Source organism: Roseateles sp. SL47 (assembly GCF_026625885.1).
Taxonomy (GTDB): domain Bacteria; phylum Pseudomonadota; class Gammaproteobacteria; order Burkholderiales; family Burkholderiaceae_C; genus Roseateles.
In genome coordinates this window covers 2660971-2676943 of sequence record NZ_CP113068.1, presented here as the reverse complement: position 1 = coordinate 2676943, position 15973 = coordinate 2660971, and the positions used below count along the sequence as shown (strand labels likewise).

Below are 15973 nucleotides of genomic sequence, written 5' to 3'. Positions count from 1 at the left end.
CCTCAGCGGGCGACCGCGCTCAGCGCGGCCAGCGTGTCATCCGGGCGCGGCACCTGCACCTGGCGGGCCTGCCCCTGCACCTGGCGCAGCAGCTCGGTCGTGACGGTCAGCTTGCGGGACCGGTCATCGAAATACCGCTCCAGCATGCCTTGTGCCTCGCGCAGATCGCTCTGCGCCGTGTCGAACTGACGGCTCAGCAGCGCCAGCCGCGCATTCAGTAGCCGCAGCTTGAGGTTCTCGCGCAGGAAGAACATCTGCTCCGGCGCCATCAGGGCGGCTTCGGGATGATCGATGCGCGTCACTCGCAACAGGCCACGCGCTTCGCGCCAGACGTCGCTGGAGAGCTGGTCCCATTTGTTGCCGGCGTCGTGCCAGGCGCGCTCCCACCAGCCCGCATTCGGATCCAGTGGCGTGCTGGTGCCGGCGGGCGCAGCCGCTTTGGCCGGACGTGCCACGCTGGCGGTGCGCGGGGCCTCGCTGCCGGGCGGGTTCCCTGGTTGACTGACGGCCAACAGCGGGAGGTCGTCCACCTGGCGGGCGACTTCGTCCAGCTTGATGGTCAGGGTGGAGACATCCACCACACTCACCGCCTTGATCCGGTCCAGGTCCCGCACCACCGCGCGGCGCACGCCTTCCAGGCGCGGCTGCCGGTAGCGCGCCAGCCGTTCGTCGGCCTGGCGCAGGGCGGACACCAGCGGTTCCGCACTGCCAGTGATGGCCGCCTGCTGCATGGCCACGCGCAATGAGGCTTCAATGTCACCGACCACGTTTTCGTCCCGGGAGCGGGTCATGGACTGCATCAGCAGTTCCAGTTGCTCCCGCTGCAGGGCCACCTCGGCCAGCTTGGCGTCCAGCAGGGCCACCTTGGCGGCCGTGTCGCGCGCCAATTCCTGGGCCTGCCGGGACTGGTCGCGGGCAATGTTGGCGTCGCTCTGGCTGCTGTCCTGCCGCCTGACGAGTTCCTGCTCAGCCTGTTTCAGGCGTTGCTGGCTCTGCCAGGCCAGGCCCAGCGCCAGGAGCGCAATCAGGCCGACCACGGCCACGACAGCCTGTGACAAGGTGGCGCCGCCGGAACGCGGCGACGGGGCGGGGGTGGAGGGCGACGAAACGTCGGCCGCTGGGGTGTTGGTCTCGCTCACGTCGCGGATTCTAGGGGGGACCCTGACAGACGACGGAAAGCCTCAGCCACCGCCACGGCGTCCGGTCGCACCAAAACCACATGGATGAGGCCCAACGCACGTGCGCGGGCCGCGATTCGCTCATGGGTGGCCACCGCACGGACGGCCCCCCAGTCCACCGGCCCGAAGCCTTCCGCCGGCAGCACCGGCGATGCCAAACGCCCGCCATCCGTCCCGGACTCCGGTGACGCCCGCGCCCCCGCCCCCGCCCGCGCCTCCACATCACCCAGCATCGACGCCAAATACCCCACCGCTTCCGAACTGCTGAACAGCCACACATGACGATCCGGCTGTGCCAGGACCGTCTTCAGGCATTCACGCCCCTGCGCGTCCAGCACGGGGCACTGCCGCCGGTAGACGCTGATGGCCTCCACCGAGGCGCCGGCCTCTTTCAGCCGGTCACCCAGCCATTCGCGCCCGCCGTCGCCGCGCACCATCAAGGCCGAGCGTCCGGTCCAGTCGCTGCCGGCCACCCGCTGGAGTTCCGGCCAGAGATGCTCAGAGTCCAGGCTGTCCGCGTCGCGCGGCGGTTGCACGATGCAGGCGGACGGCACCCCCGCCGCCTCCAGGGCCTGGGCGCTGCCAGGCCCGACCGTGGCGGCCAGGACGTTCTCCGGCCACCCCTGTCCCGGGGGGCGGTGATCAAAAAAGTGGCGGACTGCATTCGGGCTCACAAACATCACCAGCGCCAAACGCGCCACGTCGGCCCAGGCGTCCCGCGCGGGGGCGGCGTCATCTGAAGGAACGATGTCGATGAGCGGAAAGGCAAGGGTCGGCACGCCCAGCGCGGCCAGGCGCTCCGACCAGTCCTGCGCCTGGGCCAGCGGCCGGGTGAGCAGCAACTGTGCCGCGTCCGCCATGGGGTCAGGTGTCCTGGAGATAGTCAGACGCGCCGCGCTCCTGCAGCGCCTGAGCGGCTTGCCGGCCCAGCGTTTCGGCTGCGGCGAGATCGGTCACCGGCCCCGCCACCTCGGCGCGCAGCAGCGGCCGGTCGGTCTGTACCGGATGGCCCAGGGCGGCGGTCAGCGACAGTTGCCCAGCGCCATTCCACACCGCATGCGCAGCCAGCGGCATGGAGCAGCTGCCGCCCAGCGCGCGGGACACGGCTCGCTCCGCCACCACCGCCAGATGCGTGTTGGCATCGGTCATCGCCTGCAGATGCGGACGCAGCGCCTGATGCTCCGCCCGGATCTCGATGCCCAGCGCCCCCTGCCCGGCGCAGGGAATCATCTCGTCCACACCGAAGCGCTGACGGATCCGCCCTTCCAGGCCGAGTCGCTTGAGACCGGCCGCCGCCAGCAGGATGGCGTCGTACTGGCCTTCATCCAGCTTGCGCAGACGGGTGTCCAGATTGCCCCGCACCGGTTCCACCCGCAGGTCGGGACGCAAATTGCGAAGCTGCGTCACCCGCCGCAGGCTGGACGTGCCCACACAGGCCCCGGCGGGAAGTTCCGCCAGCGAGGCATACCGCGGAGACACCAGTGCATCGCGCGGGTCTTCCCGTTCCAGCACCGCCGCCAGCACAAAGCCTTCGGGCAGCTCCATCGGCACATCCTTGAGCGAATGCACCGCCAACTGCGCCCGGCCGTCTTCCAGCGCGGTTTCCAGTTCCTTGACAAACAGCCCCTTGCCGCCGACCTTGGAGAGCGTGCGGTCCAGGATCTGGTCCCCCCGGGTGGTCATGCCCAGCAGGGACACCTGCAGGCCCCGAGCCTGCAGCAGCGCCTGCACATGTTCGGCCTGCCAGAGCGCCAGACGGCTTTCCCGCGTGGCGATCACGAATGGTTCTGTATGCGTCATGCCCGGCATCGTAGCGGACACCGGCCCTGCGCTGATCTGACCTCACGTCTGCACGAAGCGTTGGTTGAGGGATATCGAGGTTTGCGAGGTGGCTGCGCGCCAGTCGCCCGGGCGGAAACTGATACAGTCAAATACAGGTAACTCGGTTACATCGCCCCGCCCTGCCACCCCTTCTGCCGCAAGACGACGCCATGCCTGCCAGCTCCGCCTCCCGTTCCCGTTCCGACTCCGCCAGGGTTGCCAAGGCGCCCCCTGTCGCGAAGGCCACCAAGGCTGCAAAGCAACCCTCCAAGCCCGCTCGCAAGGCTGCCGCACCGCGCGGCAAGGTGAGCCCCTCGCCGGCGGCCAGCCGGGCCGCCAAGGACAAGAACCAGCCGTTGATGGAAGACATCCGCCTGCTGGGCCGCATCCTCGGCGAGGTGATCCGCGAGCAGGAAGGCCGCGAAGCGTATGAACTGGTGGAGCGGGTGCGCCAGTTGTCGGTGGCCTTCCGCCTCAAGCGGGATGCGCAGGCCGGCAAGCAAATGGACAAGCTGCTCAAGAGCCTCTCCGGCGAGCAGACGGTGAGCGTGATCCGCGCCTTCAGCTATTTCTCGCATCTGGCCAACATTGCGGAAGACCGCCATCACGTGCGCCGCCGCGAAATCCACGACCGCGAAGGCAGCCTGCAGCCCGGCTCGCTGGCTTATGCGCTGGAGCGCTTGTTTGAAGCCGGCGTGCGGCCGGGTGAAGTGGCGCGCACGCTGCAGAACGGATTTATCTCGCCGGTGCTGACGGCCCATCCGACCGAGGTCCAGCGCAAGAGCATTCTGGACGCCGAACGCGCCATTGCCGAGCTGGTCACGCAACGCGACGGTCTCTACACCGACCGCGACCGCGCTGCCAACGAAAGCCTCATCCGTGCCCGTGTCACCCAGCTGTGGCAAACCCGCATGCTGCGCTACTCCAAGCTCACGGTGGCTGATGAAATCGAGAATGCGCTGAGCTACTACCACTCGACCTTCCTGCGCGAGATCCCCAAGCTGTATGCCGAGCTGGAGGAGGCGCTGCCCGGCGAGTCGCTGTCGTCCTTCCTGCGCATGGGCCAGTGGATCGGCGGCGACCGCGACGGCAATCCGAACGTCACCGCCGACACCATGCGCCAGGCGCTCAAGCGTCAGGCTGAAGTGGCGCTGCGCCACTACCTGACCGAGCTGCATGAGCTGGGCGCGGAACTGTCCATCTCACTGCGCCTGACCGGCGTCACGCCGGAGATGCAAGCCTTGGCCGAGCGCAGCCCGGACCGGAACGAGCATCGCCTGGATGAACCCTATCGCCGGGCCCTCACCGGCATGTATGCACGGCTGGCGGCCACGCTGCAGGAACTGACCGGCACCGAGGCACTGCGCCATGCGGTGGCACCGCAGTCGCCCTATCAGGCCCCGGACGAACTGCTGGCCGACCTGCGGATCATCCAGTCCTCGCTGGAGAGCCACCATGCCCAGGCCCTGATCGCGCCGCGGCTCAAGCCGCTGATCCGTGCCGTGCAGGTTTTCGGCTTCCATCTGGCCACCCTGGACCTGCGCCAGAGCTCGGACCAGCACGAGGCCGTGGTGGCCGAACTGCTGCGCACGGCGCGCGTGTGCCACGACTACAGCGCCCTGGACGAAACCGCCCGTCGCGAGCTGCTGGTGCGCCTGCTTAATGAAACCCGCCCGCTGCGGGTGCTGGGCGCCAGCTACAGCGAGCATGCCCAGCGCGAACTCGCCATCTTCGACACCGCCCGCGAATCGCTGCAACGCTACGGCCGCCAGGCCCTGCGTCACTACATCATCTCCCACACCGAAGACGTCAGCGACCTGCTGGAAGTGCAGTTGCTGATGAAGGAGGTGGGCCTGCTGCGCGGCACGCTGGACGGAGCGGCAATCAGCGACCTGATCGTCGTGCCGCTGTTCGAGACGATTGCCGACCTGCGGCATGCGCCGGCCATCATGCGCGGCTTCTATGAACTGCCGGGCATGGCCGCACTGGTGCGGCGCTCCGGCGGCGAGCAGGACATCATGCTGGGCTACTCCGACTCCAACAAGGACGGCGGCGTGTTCACCAGCAGCTGGGAGCTGTACCGCGCGGAAATTGCATTGGTGCAGCTGTTTGACGAGCTGTGTCAGCAGGGCCCGCTCACCTTGCGCCTGTTCCACGGGCGCGGAGGGACGGTGGGCCGCGGCGGTGGCCCGAGCTACCAGGCCATCCTGGCGCAGCCTCCCGGCACGGTGAACGGGCAGATCCGCCTGACCGAGCAGGGCGAGGTGATCAACTCCAAATACGCCAATCCGGAGATCGGCCGGCGCAATCTGGAGACGCTGGTGGCCGCCACCCTGGAAGCCACCCTGCTGCACCCCACCAAGCCGGCGCCCAAGTCCTTCATGGAGGCGGCGCAGTCCTTGTCCGACACCAGCTTCGCCGCCTACCGCGGCCTGGTCTACGACACCCCGGGCTTTGCCGACTTCTTCTTCGCCGCCACACCCATCCGCGAAATTGCCGAGCTCAACATCGGTTCTCGGCCGGCCTCGCGCAAGGCCACACGGGCCATCGAGGACCTGCGGGCGATTCCCTGGGGCTTCAGCTGGGGCCAATCCCGCATCACCCTGCCGGGCTGGTGCGGTTTCGGGTCCGGTGTGTTGAGCTTCCTGGGCAAGGGTGCAGACCGGGAGGACAAGCTGGCCCTGCTCAAGCGCATGTTCAAACAGTGGCCCTTCTTCCGCACGCTGCTGTCCAACCTGGACATGGTGCTGGCCAAGGCCGACCTGGACATTGCGCAGCGCTACCTGGAACTGGTCGAGGACAAGCGCCTGGGCAAGAAGATCTTCAGCGCGATCCAGGCCGAATTCCAGCGGACCGAAGAAGCGCTGGCCCTGATCACCGGCGATGGTCACCGCCTGGCCGCGAACCCGGCCCTGGCCCGCTCGATCGAGCATCGCTTCCCCTACATCGACCCGCTGAACCACCTGCAGGTGGAATTGATGCGGCGCTATCGGGCGATCCCAGCCGAGAACCGTGCGCAGGACCCGCGCATGGAGCGGGTGCAACGCGGCATCCATCTGTCGATCAACGGGATTGCAGCGGGGCTGCGCAATACGGGCTGACGCGCCCGGCGCGCGTCTTCCTCAGCGCTGCCCGGCCAGTGCCTCTCGCACCGCCGCCACCTGGCGGCGCGAGACGGCGAGCCATTCATTCACATGCGCGACCCGGACCGCCCAGCCGAGTTCACCGCCCGGTTCGCCGTCGCCTTCACCGACCGTCGGCACATGCCGCTCCAGCTCGCGCACGGCCGCCTTGGCGACCAGCGCATTGCGATGCACGCGCAGGAATCGATCCCCCAGGCGCTGCTCCAGATCGGTCAAGGAGCCGTCCATCACATGGCTGTGGGTGGCCGTCCTCAGCGTGAGGTACTTCAGCTCCGCCTTGAAATACAGCACCTCGGCCAGCGGTACCCGCAAGAGCCGCCCCCGCTCGGTGATGTTGATCACCGGCCCGTCGTCCGCCGGTGGGGCTTCCTGCGGTCCCCGGGACTTGGCCGCCGCGCGCTCCACCAGCCGCTGCGCCACCCGGACGAGACTGGCCTGCAGCCGCTCGCGCCGCACCGGTTTGGTCAGGTAGTCCAGCGCCTCCAGTTCGAAGGCCTGCAGCGCATGTTGCGCATGGGCCGTCACGAACACGATGGCGGGCGCCAGTGGCCGCCCCAGCATCGCCTGCGCCAGCCCGAGCCCGTCCAGGCCCGGCATCTGCACATCCAGCAGGATCAGGTCGCAGGCATGGTCCTTCAACCAGTTCAGGGCCTGCTCACCGCTGGCGGCTTCGGCCGCCACCTCGGCGCGCGGCTCGTCATTGGCTTCCACCAACCCGCGCAATCGCAGCCGGGCCAGCGGCTCGTCGTCCACGATCAGCACCTTCAGCGGGGGTTGGGTCAGCATGTCGTTCCTGTCAGGTCAGCCAAACACTCAGCGCGGCAACAGAATCCGCACCATGAAACGGGTGGGCGACGGCGCCACCTCGATGCGCGCCGCCACGTCATGCATCAGGCGCAGGCGCTGCTTCACATTCTTCAGGGCCAGGCCATGGCCGCGGGTGCGGGCGGGCGCGCCCACCGTGTTGACCACGCGGATCTCCACCTCACTGCCACGCACCCGGGTGGTGATGCTCACATCCCCACCTTGGTCATTGGGCTCCACACCGTGGCGCACGGCGTTCTCCACCAGCGGCTGCAGCAACAGCGGCGGCACGCGGGTGTCGTTGCCATATGGGTCCACCTGCCAGTCCACCCGCAGGCGTTCGCCGAAACGCAGCTGCTCGATGGCCAGATAACGCTTGGCCAGGTCCACTTCCTGCGCCAGCGGTACACCTTCGGTGCGCGGGCCGGTATCGGCCAGCGCCACGCGGAACAGCTCGGCCAGGTCTTCCAGCACCTCCTCGGCACGCGACGGGTCCACCCGCACCAGGGCGATGGCAGTGTTCAGCGTATTGAACAGGAAATGCGGGCGGATGCGGGATTGCAACTCCACCAGCCGGGCCAAGGCCTCGGCCGGCGCCTGCGCGCGCTCGCGCAGCATCAGCCAGAACAGCAGCAAGCCCGCCCCGAGCGCGCCAAAACCAGCGGCGCCCACCCGTTGCAGCGGGGTCACGGCATCGAGACCGACAAAGACCAGCAGCTCTGTGCCGCCATGCGCACACGCGGCACCCAGCGCAATCGGCAGGGTCCATTGCGCCCATTGGGGCAGCCGGGAGAGCAGCCGCTTGGAGCCGCAGACGATCAGCAGCCAGGACAGCACCGCCGTCATGGAGGCCACCGTGGCCGTGCCCATGGCCCAGACCCAGCCCACCAGCGTGGCCTGCGCCATGGCCAGGCCCAGGCCCTGCACCAGTTGCACGCCCAGCACCGCACGCAGCACCAGGCCCACATGGCAGACATCAAACCGGCGCCGGGCATCGATCAGCGGGCTGGGCGGCATGGGCCGCGTCTCCAGCCGCGTGTCTTCCCAGGCGGCCAGCGTGGAAGGCGCTGCCTGGGAATGTTGCGCATGGGTGGCTTGCTGCGCCCGGTCGGCCATCGGCTCTTGGTCCTCGCCCTTTAGAATCGTGTTTGCATTCTCTCCCACCGGGTTGCCGCTGGCCGCCCGGTTCGCCACAAGACGTGACAGACCCCTCACCTGTGCCCACCCTGATGCCCACCCCGGCGCCCTCTCGGCGTCCGACCCGGGTGGCGGAAGGCGGCGCAGGCGGCCGGTTACGACTTGCTCCGAAGTTTCTGCCCGCCCGCTGAGCCCGCGATGTCCAATCCCTCCGACAACCAACTGGCCAACAAATCCCAGGCCTGGTCTGCCCTCTTCTCCGAGCCGATGAGCGACCTGGTGAAGCGCTACACCGCCAGTGTCGACTTCGACCAGCGCCTGTGGGATGCCGACATCCGCGGCAGCCTGGCCCATGCCGACATGCTGGCCGCGCAGTCCATCATCAGCGCCGAGGACCATGCAGCCATCCAGCGCGGCATGGCGCAGATCCGTGAAGAGATCGAAGCCGGCCGCTTCGAATGGAAGCTGGACCTGGAAGACGTGCACCTTAACATCGAGGCCCGCCTGACCGAACTGGTGGGCCTGGCCGGCAAGCGCCTGCACACCGGCCGCAGCCGCAACGACCAGGTCGCCACCGATGTACGCCTGTGGCTGCGCGGTGAGATCGACACCCTGGTGGGCCTGCTCACCGAGCTGCAGAAGGTGCTGGTGCGTCAGGCTGAACGCCATGCGGACGTGATCCTGCCCGGCTTCACCCACTTGCAGGTGGCCCAGCCGGTCAGCTTTGGCCATCACATGCTGGCCTATGTGGAAATGTTTGCCCGCGATGCGGAGCGTCTGCTGGATGCCCGCAAGCGGGTCAACCGGCTGCCGCTGGGTGCCGCAGCCCTGGCCGGCACCAGCTATCCGCTGGACCGCGAACGGGTGGCCCGCACCCTGGGCATGGAAGGCGTGGCGCAGAACAGCCTGGATGCGGTCAGCGACCGGGACTTCGCCATCGAATTCAGCGCCGCTGCGGCACTGATCATGGTGCACATTTCGCGCCTGTCCGAAGAGCTGATCCTGTGGATGAGCCAGGCCTTCGGCTTCATCGCCCTGCCCGACCGCTTCTGCACCGGCTCCAGCATCATGCCGCAGAAGAAGAATCCGGACGTTCCGGAACTGGCCCGCGGCAAGAGCGGCCGTGTGGTGGGTCATCTGATCGGCCTGATCACCTTGATGAAGGGCCAGCCGCTGGCCTACAACAAGGACAACCAGGAAGACAAGGAACCGCTGTTTGACACCGTCGACACGCTGAACGACACCCTGCGCATCTTCGCGGACATGATGGATGGCCTGACTGTCAAACCGGACGCCATGGAACGGGCTGCCCTGAAGGGCTACGCCACCGCCACCGACCTGGCCGACTATCTGGTGAAGAAGGGCCTGCCCTTCCGCGACGCCCATGAGGTGGTGGCCCATGCCGTCAAGACGGCCCAGGCCCAGGGTGTGGATCTGTCCGCACTGAGCCTCGAGGCGTTGCGCCAGTTTGATCAGCGCATTGAGCAGGACGTGTACGAGGTGCTCTCGCTGAAGGGATCACTCAATGCACGCAACGTGCTGGGCGGCACCGCACCGGCGCAGGTACGGGTGCAGGTCCAGCGCCATCTGGCGCGGCTGGGCGCCTGAACCTGATCGAATCCATCACATCGCATCGCCCGGGTGCCATGCCTGGGCGCATTGAAGGACGCTTGAACATGAGCACGCTGGACTGGTCTGACAACCTGGTGCTGAATCAGCCGGAGCTGGATCACACCCATGAGGAATTCGTGGAGCTGCTCAACGGCTTCGGCGACATGCTGGACCGTGGCGAGGACGCCCTGCCCGCCTTCAAGGCGCTGCTGGCGCACACCGAAGCGCATTTCGCGATGGAAGAGGGCTGGATGGCGGCCACCGGTTTCGAGCCGGACAACTGCCACAGCAGCCAGCATGCGATGGTGCTCAACGTGATGCGTGAGGTGGTGCGCTACGCGGAAGAGCTCAACGACCGCGAGCCGATGCCCATCGTGCGCCAGGAGCTGGCGCAATGGTTCCCCGGCCATGCGGAAATGATGGATGCGGCGCTGGTCTACACCATGCAGCAGCGCGGCTTCGACCCGGCCACCGGCACGCTCCAGGAGCCGGCACTGGAAGCTGCGGGGGCTGGCGCCTCCGGCTGTGGCAGCACCAGCTGCGGCCACTGAGCGGCACGGGCCGGAACGGCAGTCTGGCCATAAGGGCCATAAGGGCCATAAGGGCCATAACTGCCGTAGCGGCCAGGTCCGCAAGGGCCATCCATGCCATCACGGCCAGAACCCCTTCGCGGCCTGGGCCGCTTCCGGTGGCCCGAGGTCTGCTGACAGGCCCGGTCCCGCGCTCGGCCACAATGCCGCATGGCTGATTCCACGCCATTGCTGCCGGATCGACTGATCGCTCACCTGGACATGGACGCCTTTTACGCGTCCGTGGAACTGCTGCGCTATCCGGAACTCAAAGGCCTGCCGGTGGTGGTGGGCGGCCGCCGCGCCCACACACCGCAGTTGCGGGCCGACGGCACGCGGGAGTTCTTCAAGCTGCAGGACTACACCGGCCGCGGTGTGGTGACCACCTCCACCTATCCGGCCCGCGCTCTGGGCGTGTTTTCCGCCATGGGGCTGATGAAGGCGGCGCTGCTGGCCCCCCAGGCCATCCTGCTGCCCGCCGACTTCGAGGCCTACCGCCACTATTCGCGCCTGTTCAAGGCGGCGGTGCGGGAGATGGCACCGGTGGTGGAAGACCGGGGCATCGATGAAATCTACATCGACCTGACCGACGTGCCCGGCGTGCGGGACGCCGTGGGCCATGACCCGCTGGGCGGCGTCCGGTCGCTGGCCCGGGACATCAAGAATTCGGTCTTCAGCGTCACCGGCCTGACCTGCTCGATTGGTGTCACGCCCAACAAGCTGCTGTCCAAGATCGCCTCGGAGCTGGACAAGCCCGATGGCCTGACCGTGCTCACCATGGACGACCTGCCCACCCGCATCTGGCCCCTGCCGGTGCGGCGCATCAACGGCATCGGCCCCAAAGCCGGTGCGCGGCTGAATGCGCTGGGCATCGAGACGGTGGGGCAGTTGGCACAGGCCCCGCAGGAGCTGCTGGCGCAGCATTTCGGACCCGGCTACAGCGTCTGGCTGCATCAGGCCGCCTGGGGGCTGGATGACCGGCCGGTGGTGACGCATAGCGAGCCGGTGTCCATCAGCCGGGAAACCACCTTCGAGCGCGACCTGCATGCCAAACGGGACCGCGCGGAGCTGTCGGGCATCTTCACAGCGCTGTGTGAGCAGCTGTCGTCGGACCTGCAACGCAAGGGCTACCAGGGGCGCACCATCGGCATCAAGCTGCGATTTGAAGGCTTCCGCACGGTGACACGAGACCTGACCCTGGACGCCCCGGTGCAGGACGCAGCCGCGATTCGCCACGCTGCCGGGCTATGCCTCAAGCGCGTGGATCTGACGCAGCGCCTGCGGCTGCTGGGCGTGCGGGTGGGCAAGCTGAGCCGACCCGGGGCGGTGGAGCCCGGGCGGCGTGGCCAGCGAGGCGGTACGGGAGTGGGCAGCCCTGGCGCGGGGACGTCCGGCGCGGGTGGGGCGGCCCATGCGGGTGCGGCAACGCCGGTGCCACAGACCTTGCCGCTGTTTGACTGATGCGGTGACCCGTCCGAGCTTGAAGCCCTGGAGTCCGACCGACCGGAGGTGGAAGACCGCATCCGCAGCGCCGGACCAAGCACGCCCCTGCTAAGGACCGGTCTGGCGGGAGTCCTCATGCTGCGCATCCGCCGGTTGCTCAGGCACCGGGGCATCCCCCGTCACTGGCTCCGCCCCCGCCGTCGCGGTCGGCAGCCGCCACATCCAAAGACCGACACACAGGCAGCACAACGCCGGCACCCATTTCAGCACCGGCATCACCCAGGCCGACAGCAGCGAGCTGACCGCCATCATGCCCCAGGCCATCTGCTTGGCCCGGAGCGGAATGGCCCGCGAGGCCCGCCACTGTCGCACCATCGGGCCGAAACGGGGATGCTGCAGCAGCCAGGCCTCCCACCGTTCACTGCCTCGGGCAAAGCAGAACGCGGCCAGCAGAACAAACGGGGTGGTGGGCAACAGCGGCAGCACAACCCCCACCACGCCCAGCAGCAGACTGACCGCGCCGCCCAGCAGCCAGGGCCAACGCCGCCAGCGGTGGCGGTGTTGTAGCGAGGAGGGTTGCGAGCGACCCGACGGGGGGGCGTCGTTCGCTGAGCGGGACGGTGAAACCATGGGCGGACTGTAAGCGCTCCGCGCGCGCTGTCGTAAGGCCCCTACAAACGCCCCTCCCCCGCTACGGCCAAAACGCCTAGCATCAGGCGCATGAGCGTCATTACCTGCATCGAAGACCTGCGTGTCCTGGCCCAGCGGCGTGTGCCCCGGATGTTCTACGACTACGCCGACTCCGGCTCCTGGACCGAAAGCACCTACCGCGCCAACGAGTCCGACTTCCAGTCCATCAAGCTGCGCCAGCGGGTGGCCGTAAACATGGAGAACCGCAGCACCGCCGCCGAGATGATCGGCCGCCCGGTGACGATGCCGGTGGCGCTGGCCCCGACCGGGCTGACCGGCATGCAGCATGCGGACGGCGAAATCCTGGCCGCGCAGGCGGCAGAGGAATTCGGCGTACCGTTCACGCTCTCCACCATGAGCATCTGCTCGATTGAAGACGTGGCCGCCCACACCAAGGCGCCGTTCTGGTTCCAGCTCTATGTGATGCGCGACCGGGGCTTCATCAACAGCCTGATCGACCGGGCCAAGGCAGCGCGCTGCGGCGCCCTGGTGCTGACGCTGGACCTGCAGATCCTGGGCCAGCGCCATAAAGACCTGCGCAACGGCCTGTCCGCCCCGCCCAAGCTCACCCTGGCCAACCTGGTCAACATGGCCACCAAACCGCGCTGGTGCATGGGCATGCTGGGCACGTCACGGCGTCAGTTCGGCAACATCGTGGGCCATGTGAAAGGCGTGGGGGACATGGGCTCCCTGTCCGAGTGGACCGCCCGGCAATTCGACCCGCAACTCAGCTGGGACGACGTGCAGTGGATCCGCGAGCGCTGGGGCGGCAAGCTGATCATCAAGGGCATCATTGATGAAGAGGATGCCAAGCTGGCAGCCCGCAGCGGTGCGGATGCGCTGATCGTCAGCAACCATGGCGGCCGTCAGCTGGACGGCGCTGAATCCAGCATCCGCGCGCTGCCGCGCATTGTGGAAGCGGTCGGAGACCAGATCGAGGTGCATCTGGACGGCGGCATCCGCTCCGGCCAGGATGTGCTCAAGGCCTGGGCCCTGGGCGCGCGAGGCACCTACATCGGCCGGGCGTTCCTGTATGGGCTCGGCGCCATGGGCCGCCCGGGCGTGGCCAAGGCGCTGGAGATCATCCACCGCGAGCTGGACCTGACCATGGCGTTCTGCGGTCACCGCCAGCTCCAGGCAGTGGACCGGAGCATCCTGCTGCCGGGCACGTTCCCGCAATAATCGGCTCAGCGGCTCAGCCCCTCCGGCCGCTCCGCGCTTCAAGCGCTGCGCTTCACCCAGCAAAAAGCCCCGCGACGGCAACGGCCATCGCGGGGCTTTTGTCTGGCGTCAAACGCTTACAGCGCGTTCATTTCCTTCAGCAGGCGGTCAGCTTTGTCCACCACCTTCATCTGCCACAGCATGTAGCGGGCATCCAGGCAGATGCTGCGCGTGGTCTTGTCGTTGAACTCCCAGTCGGAAATCAGCGCATCCAGCGTGCCGTCAAACAGCAGCCCCACCAGCTCGCCCTTGCTGTTGAGCACCGGCGAGCCGCTGTTTCCGCCCGTGGTGTCCAGCGTCGCCAGGAAGTTCACCGGCACCGAGTCCAGCGCCTTCACGCCGTACTTGTCGAAGTTGCGTGCCTTGATCGCAGCCAGTTGCTCGGCCGGCGCATTGAACTCGCCCGTGCCGGTGTGCTTGGCCACGATGCCGCGCAGCGTGGTGAAGGCCGTCCAGGTGGTGCCGTCGGTGCCCGGGTTGCGGCCCAGCACCTGGCCGAAGCTCACGCGCAGGGTGCTGTTGGCGTCCGGATAGACGGCACGGCCACGGCTGCCTTCAAAAGCGATCAGCGCGCGCATGGTGCCGGCATAGGCCTCCTGGATGCGACCGGCCAGTTCCTTGTCACGGTCCTCACGGGCTTCGTCGTCGGCATGCAGCGCCACAGCGGCCTTGACCATCACGTCGGTGCTGGCTTCGAAGTCGGCAGGCGAGCGACCCAGCCAGGCCTGACGGCCACCGGCATCGGCCAGCTTGGAGCCGGCATACAGCTCATCCACGCGAGCGTTCACGGCCGCAGCATCCATGCCCTGGCGCAGACCCAGCGCCGACAGGAAGGCCGCATTGAGCTGGTCCGCCGGTTGCGACAGATACTGCACCAGGAAGTGGCTCACCACCTTCTTGTCGGTGACCGCATCAAAGCGGCGCTCGGCCGCATCCAGGGCCTGGCGACGACGCAGTTGGTCGCGGTCCTGATAACCCGACTTGCGGTCGGCATCCGGCTTCTGCGTCTGCAGGGCCTGCTCATACAGATCACGGGCCTGATTCAGCAGGTTGGGCGTTGCATAGTTCAGCAGGAACTCGCGACGGGTGATGGCCTGACGCTCAGCCAGCAGACGGTCCACCTCCGCCAGGGAGGCACCATACAGCTCGCGTCGCTTGGCATCACCATTCACCCAGGCCTTGAGCTCCGCGTAAGCGGCCTGCTTGTGCGGCAGGATGCCGGCGTCGGCATAGCTGGCCAGTTGGCCCTGGTAGTTCTTGTAGTAGTTGCCCACGCCGGCCACGGTGTTGGCCAGCTTGATCTCGGCATCCCGGCGGCCTGCGGTCGCTTCACGGATGGTGGCCAGTTGCTCGCCCATGGCCTTCACGCGGTTGGGCATTTCCCACCCAAAGGCGAAGTCCACTTCGGAGGCCAGGCGGTGACGGTTGGTCCGGCCGGGGTAACCCGCCACCATCACGAAGTCACGCTCGTTCAGCGGCGAGCTGGCCAGCTTCAGGAAGTTCTTCGGCGCATACGGCTTGTTGTTGGGGCTGAAATCCGCCGGTTTGCCGTCCGGGCCCACATAGGCGCGGTAGAAGCTGTAGTCACCGGTGTGGCGCGGCCACATCCAGTTGTCGGTGTCGCCACCAAACAGCCCCACCCCCTGCGCCGGAGCATGCACCAGACGCACGTCGCGGATTTCCAGCTGCTTGATCAGCTGGAACTGCAGGCTGCCGTAGAACGCATAGACGTTGCAGCGGTGGCCAGCGTCCTTTTCGCATTCGGCGACCAGGGCCTTTTCATTCTTCTCGATCGCGTCCACCCGGGCCTTGCCCTTGAGGGCGGCCGTCTTGGCATCGATCACACGGTTGGTGACGTCCGTCAGGGCCACCGTCACCAGCACACGGCTGCCCGGCGCGGCCGGCAACTCGTCCTTGAGCGTCGGCGCCAGGAAACCGTTCTTCAGCAGATCACGCTCGGGGGTGGAGTTGAACTGGATGCTGCCGTAGGCGCAATGGTGGTTGGTCACCACCAGACCCTGCGGCGACACGAACGACGCGGTGCACCCGCCCAGGCTGACCACCGCCCCCATGGGGTCGCCCAGCGGCTGCGAGAGACGCGCCGGATCGATGGCCAGACCGGTGGCCTTCAGATCCTTGGCCACCTGCGGCAGCTGCTGCGGCATCCACATGCCTTCATGGGCCTGGGCGGAGATCGCCCCCAGGGCCAGCGCGGCCCACATCAAACGTTTCATGAGCAGGACTCCTGTCCTTACGGATTTTGGGAAGGGCGCAACCTTACACGAGCCGGGCCCCCCTGACCCGTGCGGTTGGACACCCCCCCGAACAACGGGGGCGGCGGGCGCGCAGTGCCAAG

At 67.7% G+C, this 15973-nt stretch carries 12 protein-coding genes; 5 read left to right on the top strand and 7 right to left on the bottom strand.

Features of this window, described 5'->3' with window-relative positions; all coding sequences use genetic code 11:
• Positions 1-2: 2 nt before the first annotated feature.
• From OU995_RS11525 to hemC, 3 genes are read right to left on the bottom strand one after another with little or no spacing between them, the layout of a single operon-like run.
• Positions 3-1139 (bottom strand): uroporphyrinogen-III C-methyltransferase, encoded by a 1137-nt coding sequence (locus OU995_RS11525; protein ID WP_267835690.1) that lies wholly within the window; start codon positions 1137-1139, stop codon positions 3-5.
• Complete coding sequence (locus OU995_RS11520; RefSeq protein ID WP_267835689.1) at positions 1136-2038, bottom strand: uroporphyrinogen-III synthase; 903 nt, start codon at positions 2036-2038, stop codon at positions 1136-1138. Before OU995_RS11520 ends, OU995_RS11525 begins: the two co-directional genes overlap by 4 nt.
• A 4-nt stretch (positions 2039-2042) precedes the next feature.
• Positions 2043-2978 carry a hydroxymethylbilane synthase gene (gene hemC, locus OU995_RS11515; protein ID WP_267835688.1) on the bottom strand — a complete coding sequence of 312 codons (936 nt, stop codon included), beginning with the start codon at positions 2976-2978 and terminating at the stop codon, positions 2043-2045.
• Positions 2979-3169: 191 nt separating this feature from the next.
• On the opposite strand from hemC, the gene ppc reads away from it, so the two are divergent.
• Positions 3170-6100 carry a phosphoenolpyruvate carboxylase gene (ppc, locus tag OU995_RS11510; protein ID WP_267835687.1) on the top strand — a complete coding sequence of 977 codons (2931 nt, stop codon included), beginning with the start codon at positions 3170-3172 and terminating at the stop codon, positions 6098-6100.
• Positions 6101-6121: 21 nt separating this feature from the next.
• Here ppc and OU995_RS11505 read toward each other — a convergent pair whose 3' ends face one another.
• The gene (locus tag OU995_RS11505) at positions 6122-6928 is read right to left on the bottom strand and encodes a LytR/AlgR family response regulator transcription factor (protein WP_267835686.1); all 807 of its coding nucleotides are present in this window, start codon (positions 6926-6928) and stop codon (positions 6122-6124) included.
• Between the two features lie 27 nt (positions 6929-6955).
• The gene (locus OU995_RS11500) at positions 6956-8062 is read right to left on the bottom strand and encodes a sensor histidine kinase (protein ID WP_267835685.1); all 1107 of its coding nucleotides are present in this window, start codon (positions 8060-8062) and stop codon (positions 6956-6958) included.
• 219 nt (positions 8063-8281) lie between these two features.
• Between OU995_RS11500 and argH the strand changes: the two genes are divergently transcribed.
• From argH to dinB, 3 genes are all read left to right on the top strand, one after another.
• A complete protein-coding gene (gene argH / locus OU995_RS11495; RefSeq protein WP_267835684.1) occupies positions 8282-9691 on the top strand; it encodes an argininosuccinate lyase in 1410 nt (469 codons plus the stop codon).
• A 68-nt stretch (positions 9692-9759) separates the two neighbouring features.
• Positions 9760-10245: a hemerythrin domain-containing protein gene (locus tag OU995_RS11490; RefSeq protein ID WP_267835683.1), complete on the top strand. Its 486-nt coding sequence runs from the start codon at positions 9760-9762 to the stop codon at positions 10243-10245.
• A gap of 189 nt (positions 10246-10434) precedes the next feature.
• Positions 10435-11724: a DNA polymerase IV gene (gene dinB / locus OU995_RS11485; RefSeq protein ID WP_267835682.1), complete on the top strand. Its 1290-nt coding sequence runs from the start codon at positions 10435-10437 to the stop codon at positions 11722-11724.
• A gap of 90 nt (positions 11725-11814) precedes the next feature.
• On the opposite strand, the gene OU995_RS11480 is transcribed toward dinB, so the two are convergent.
• The gene (locus tag OU995_RS11480; RefSeq protein WP_267835681.1) at positions 11815-12336 is read right to left on the bottom strand and encodes a YbaN family protein; all 522 of its coding nucleotides are present in this window, start codon (positions 12334-12336) and stop codon (positions 11815-11817) included.
• 90 nt (positions 12337-12426) lie between these two features.
• On the opposite strand from OU995_RS11480, the gene OU995_RS11475 reads away from it, so the two are divergent.
• On the top strand, positions 12427-13578 hold the full coding sequence (locus OU995_RS11475) for an alpha-hydroxy acid oxidase (protein WP_267835680.1): 1152 nt from the start codon (positions 12427-12429) through the stop codon (positions 13576-13578).
• A 116-nt stretch (positions 13579-13694) separates the two neighbouring features.
• On the opposite strand, the gene OU995_RS11470 is transcribed toward OU995_RS11475, so the two are convergent.
• On the bottom strand, positions 13695-15851 hold the full coding sequence (locus OU995_RS11470) for a S46 family peptidase (protein WP_267835679.1): 2157 nt from the start codon (positions 15849-15851) through the stop codon (positions 13695-13697).
• Between the last annotated feature and the right edge of the window lie 122 nt (positions 15852-15973).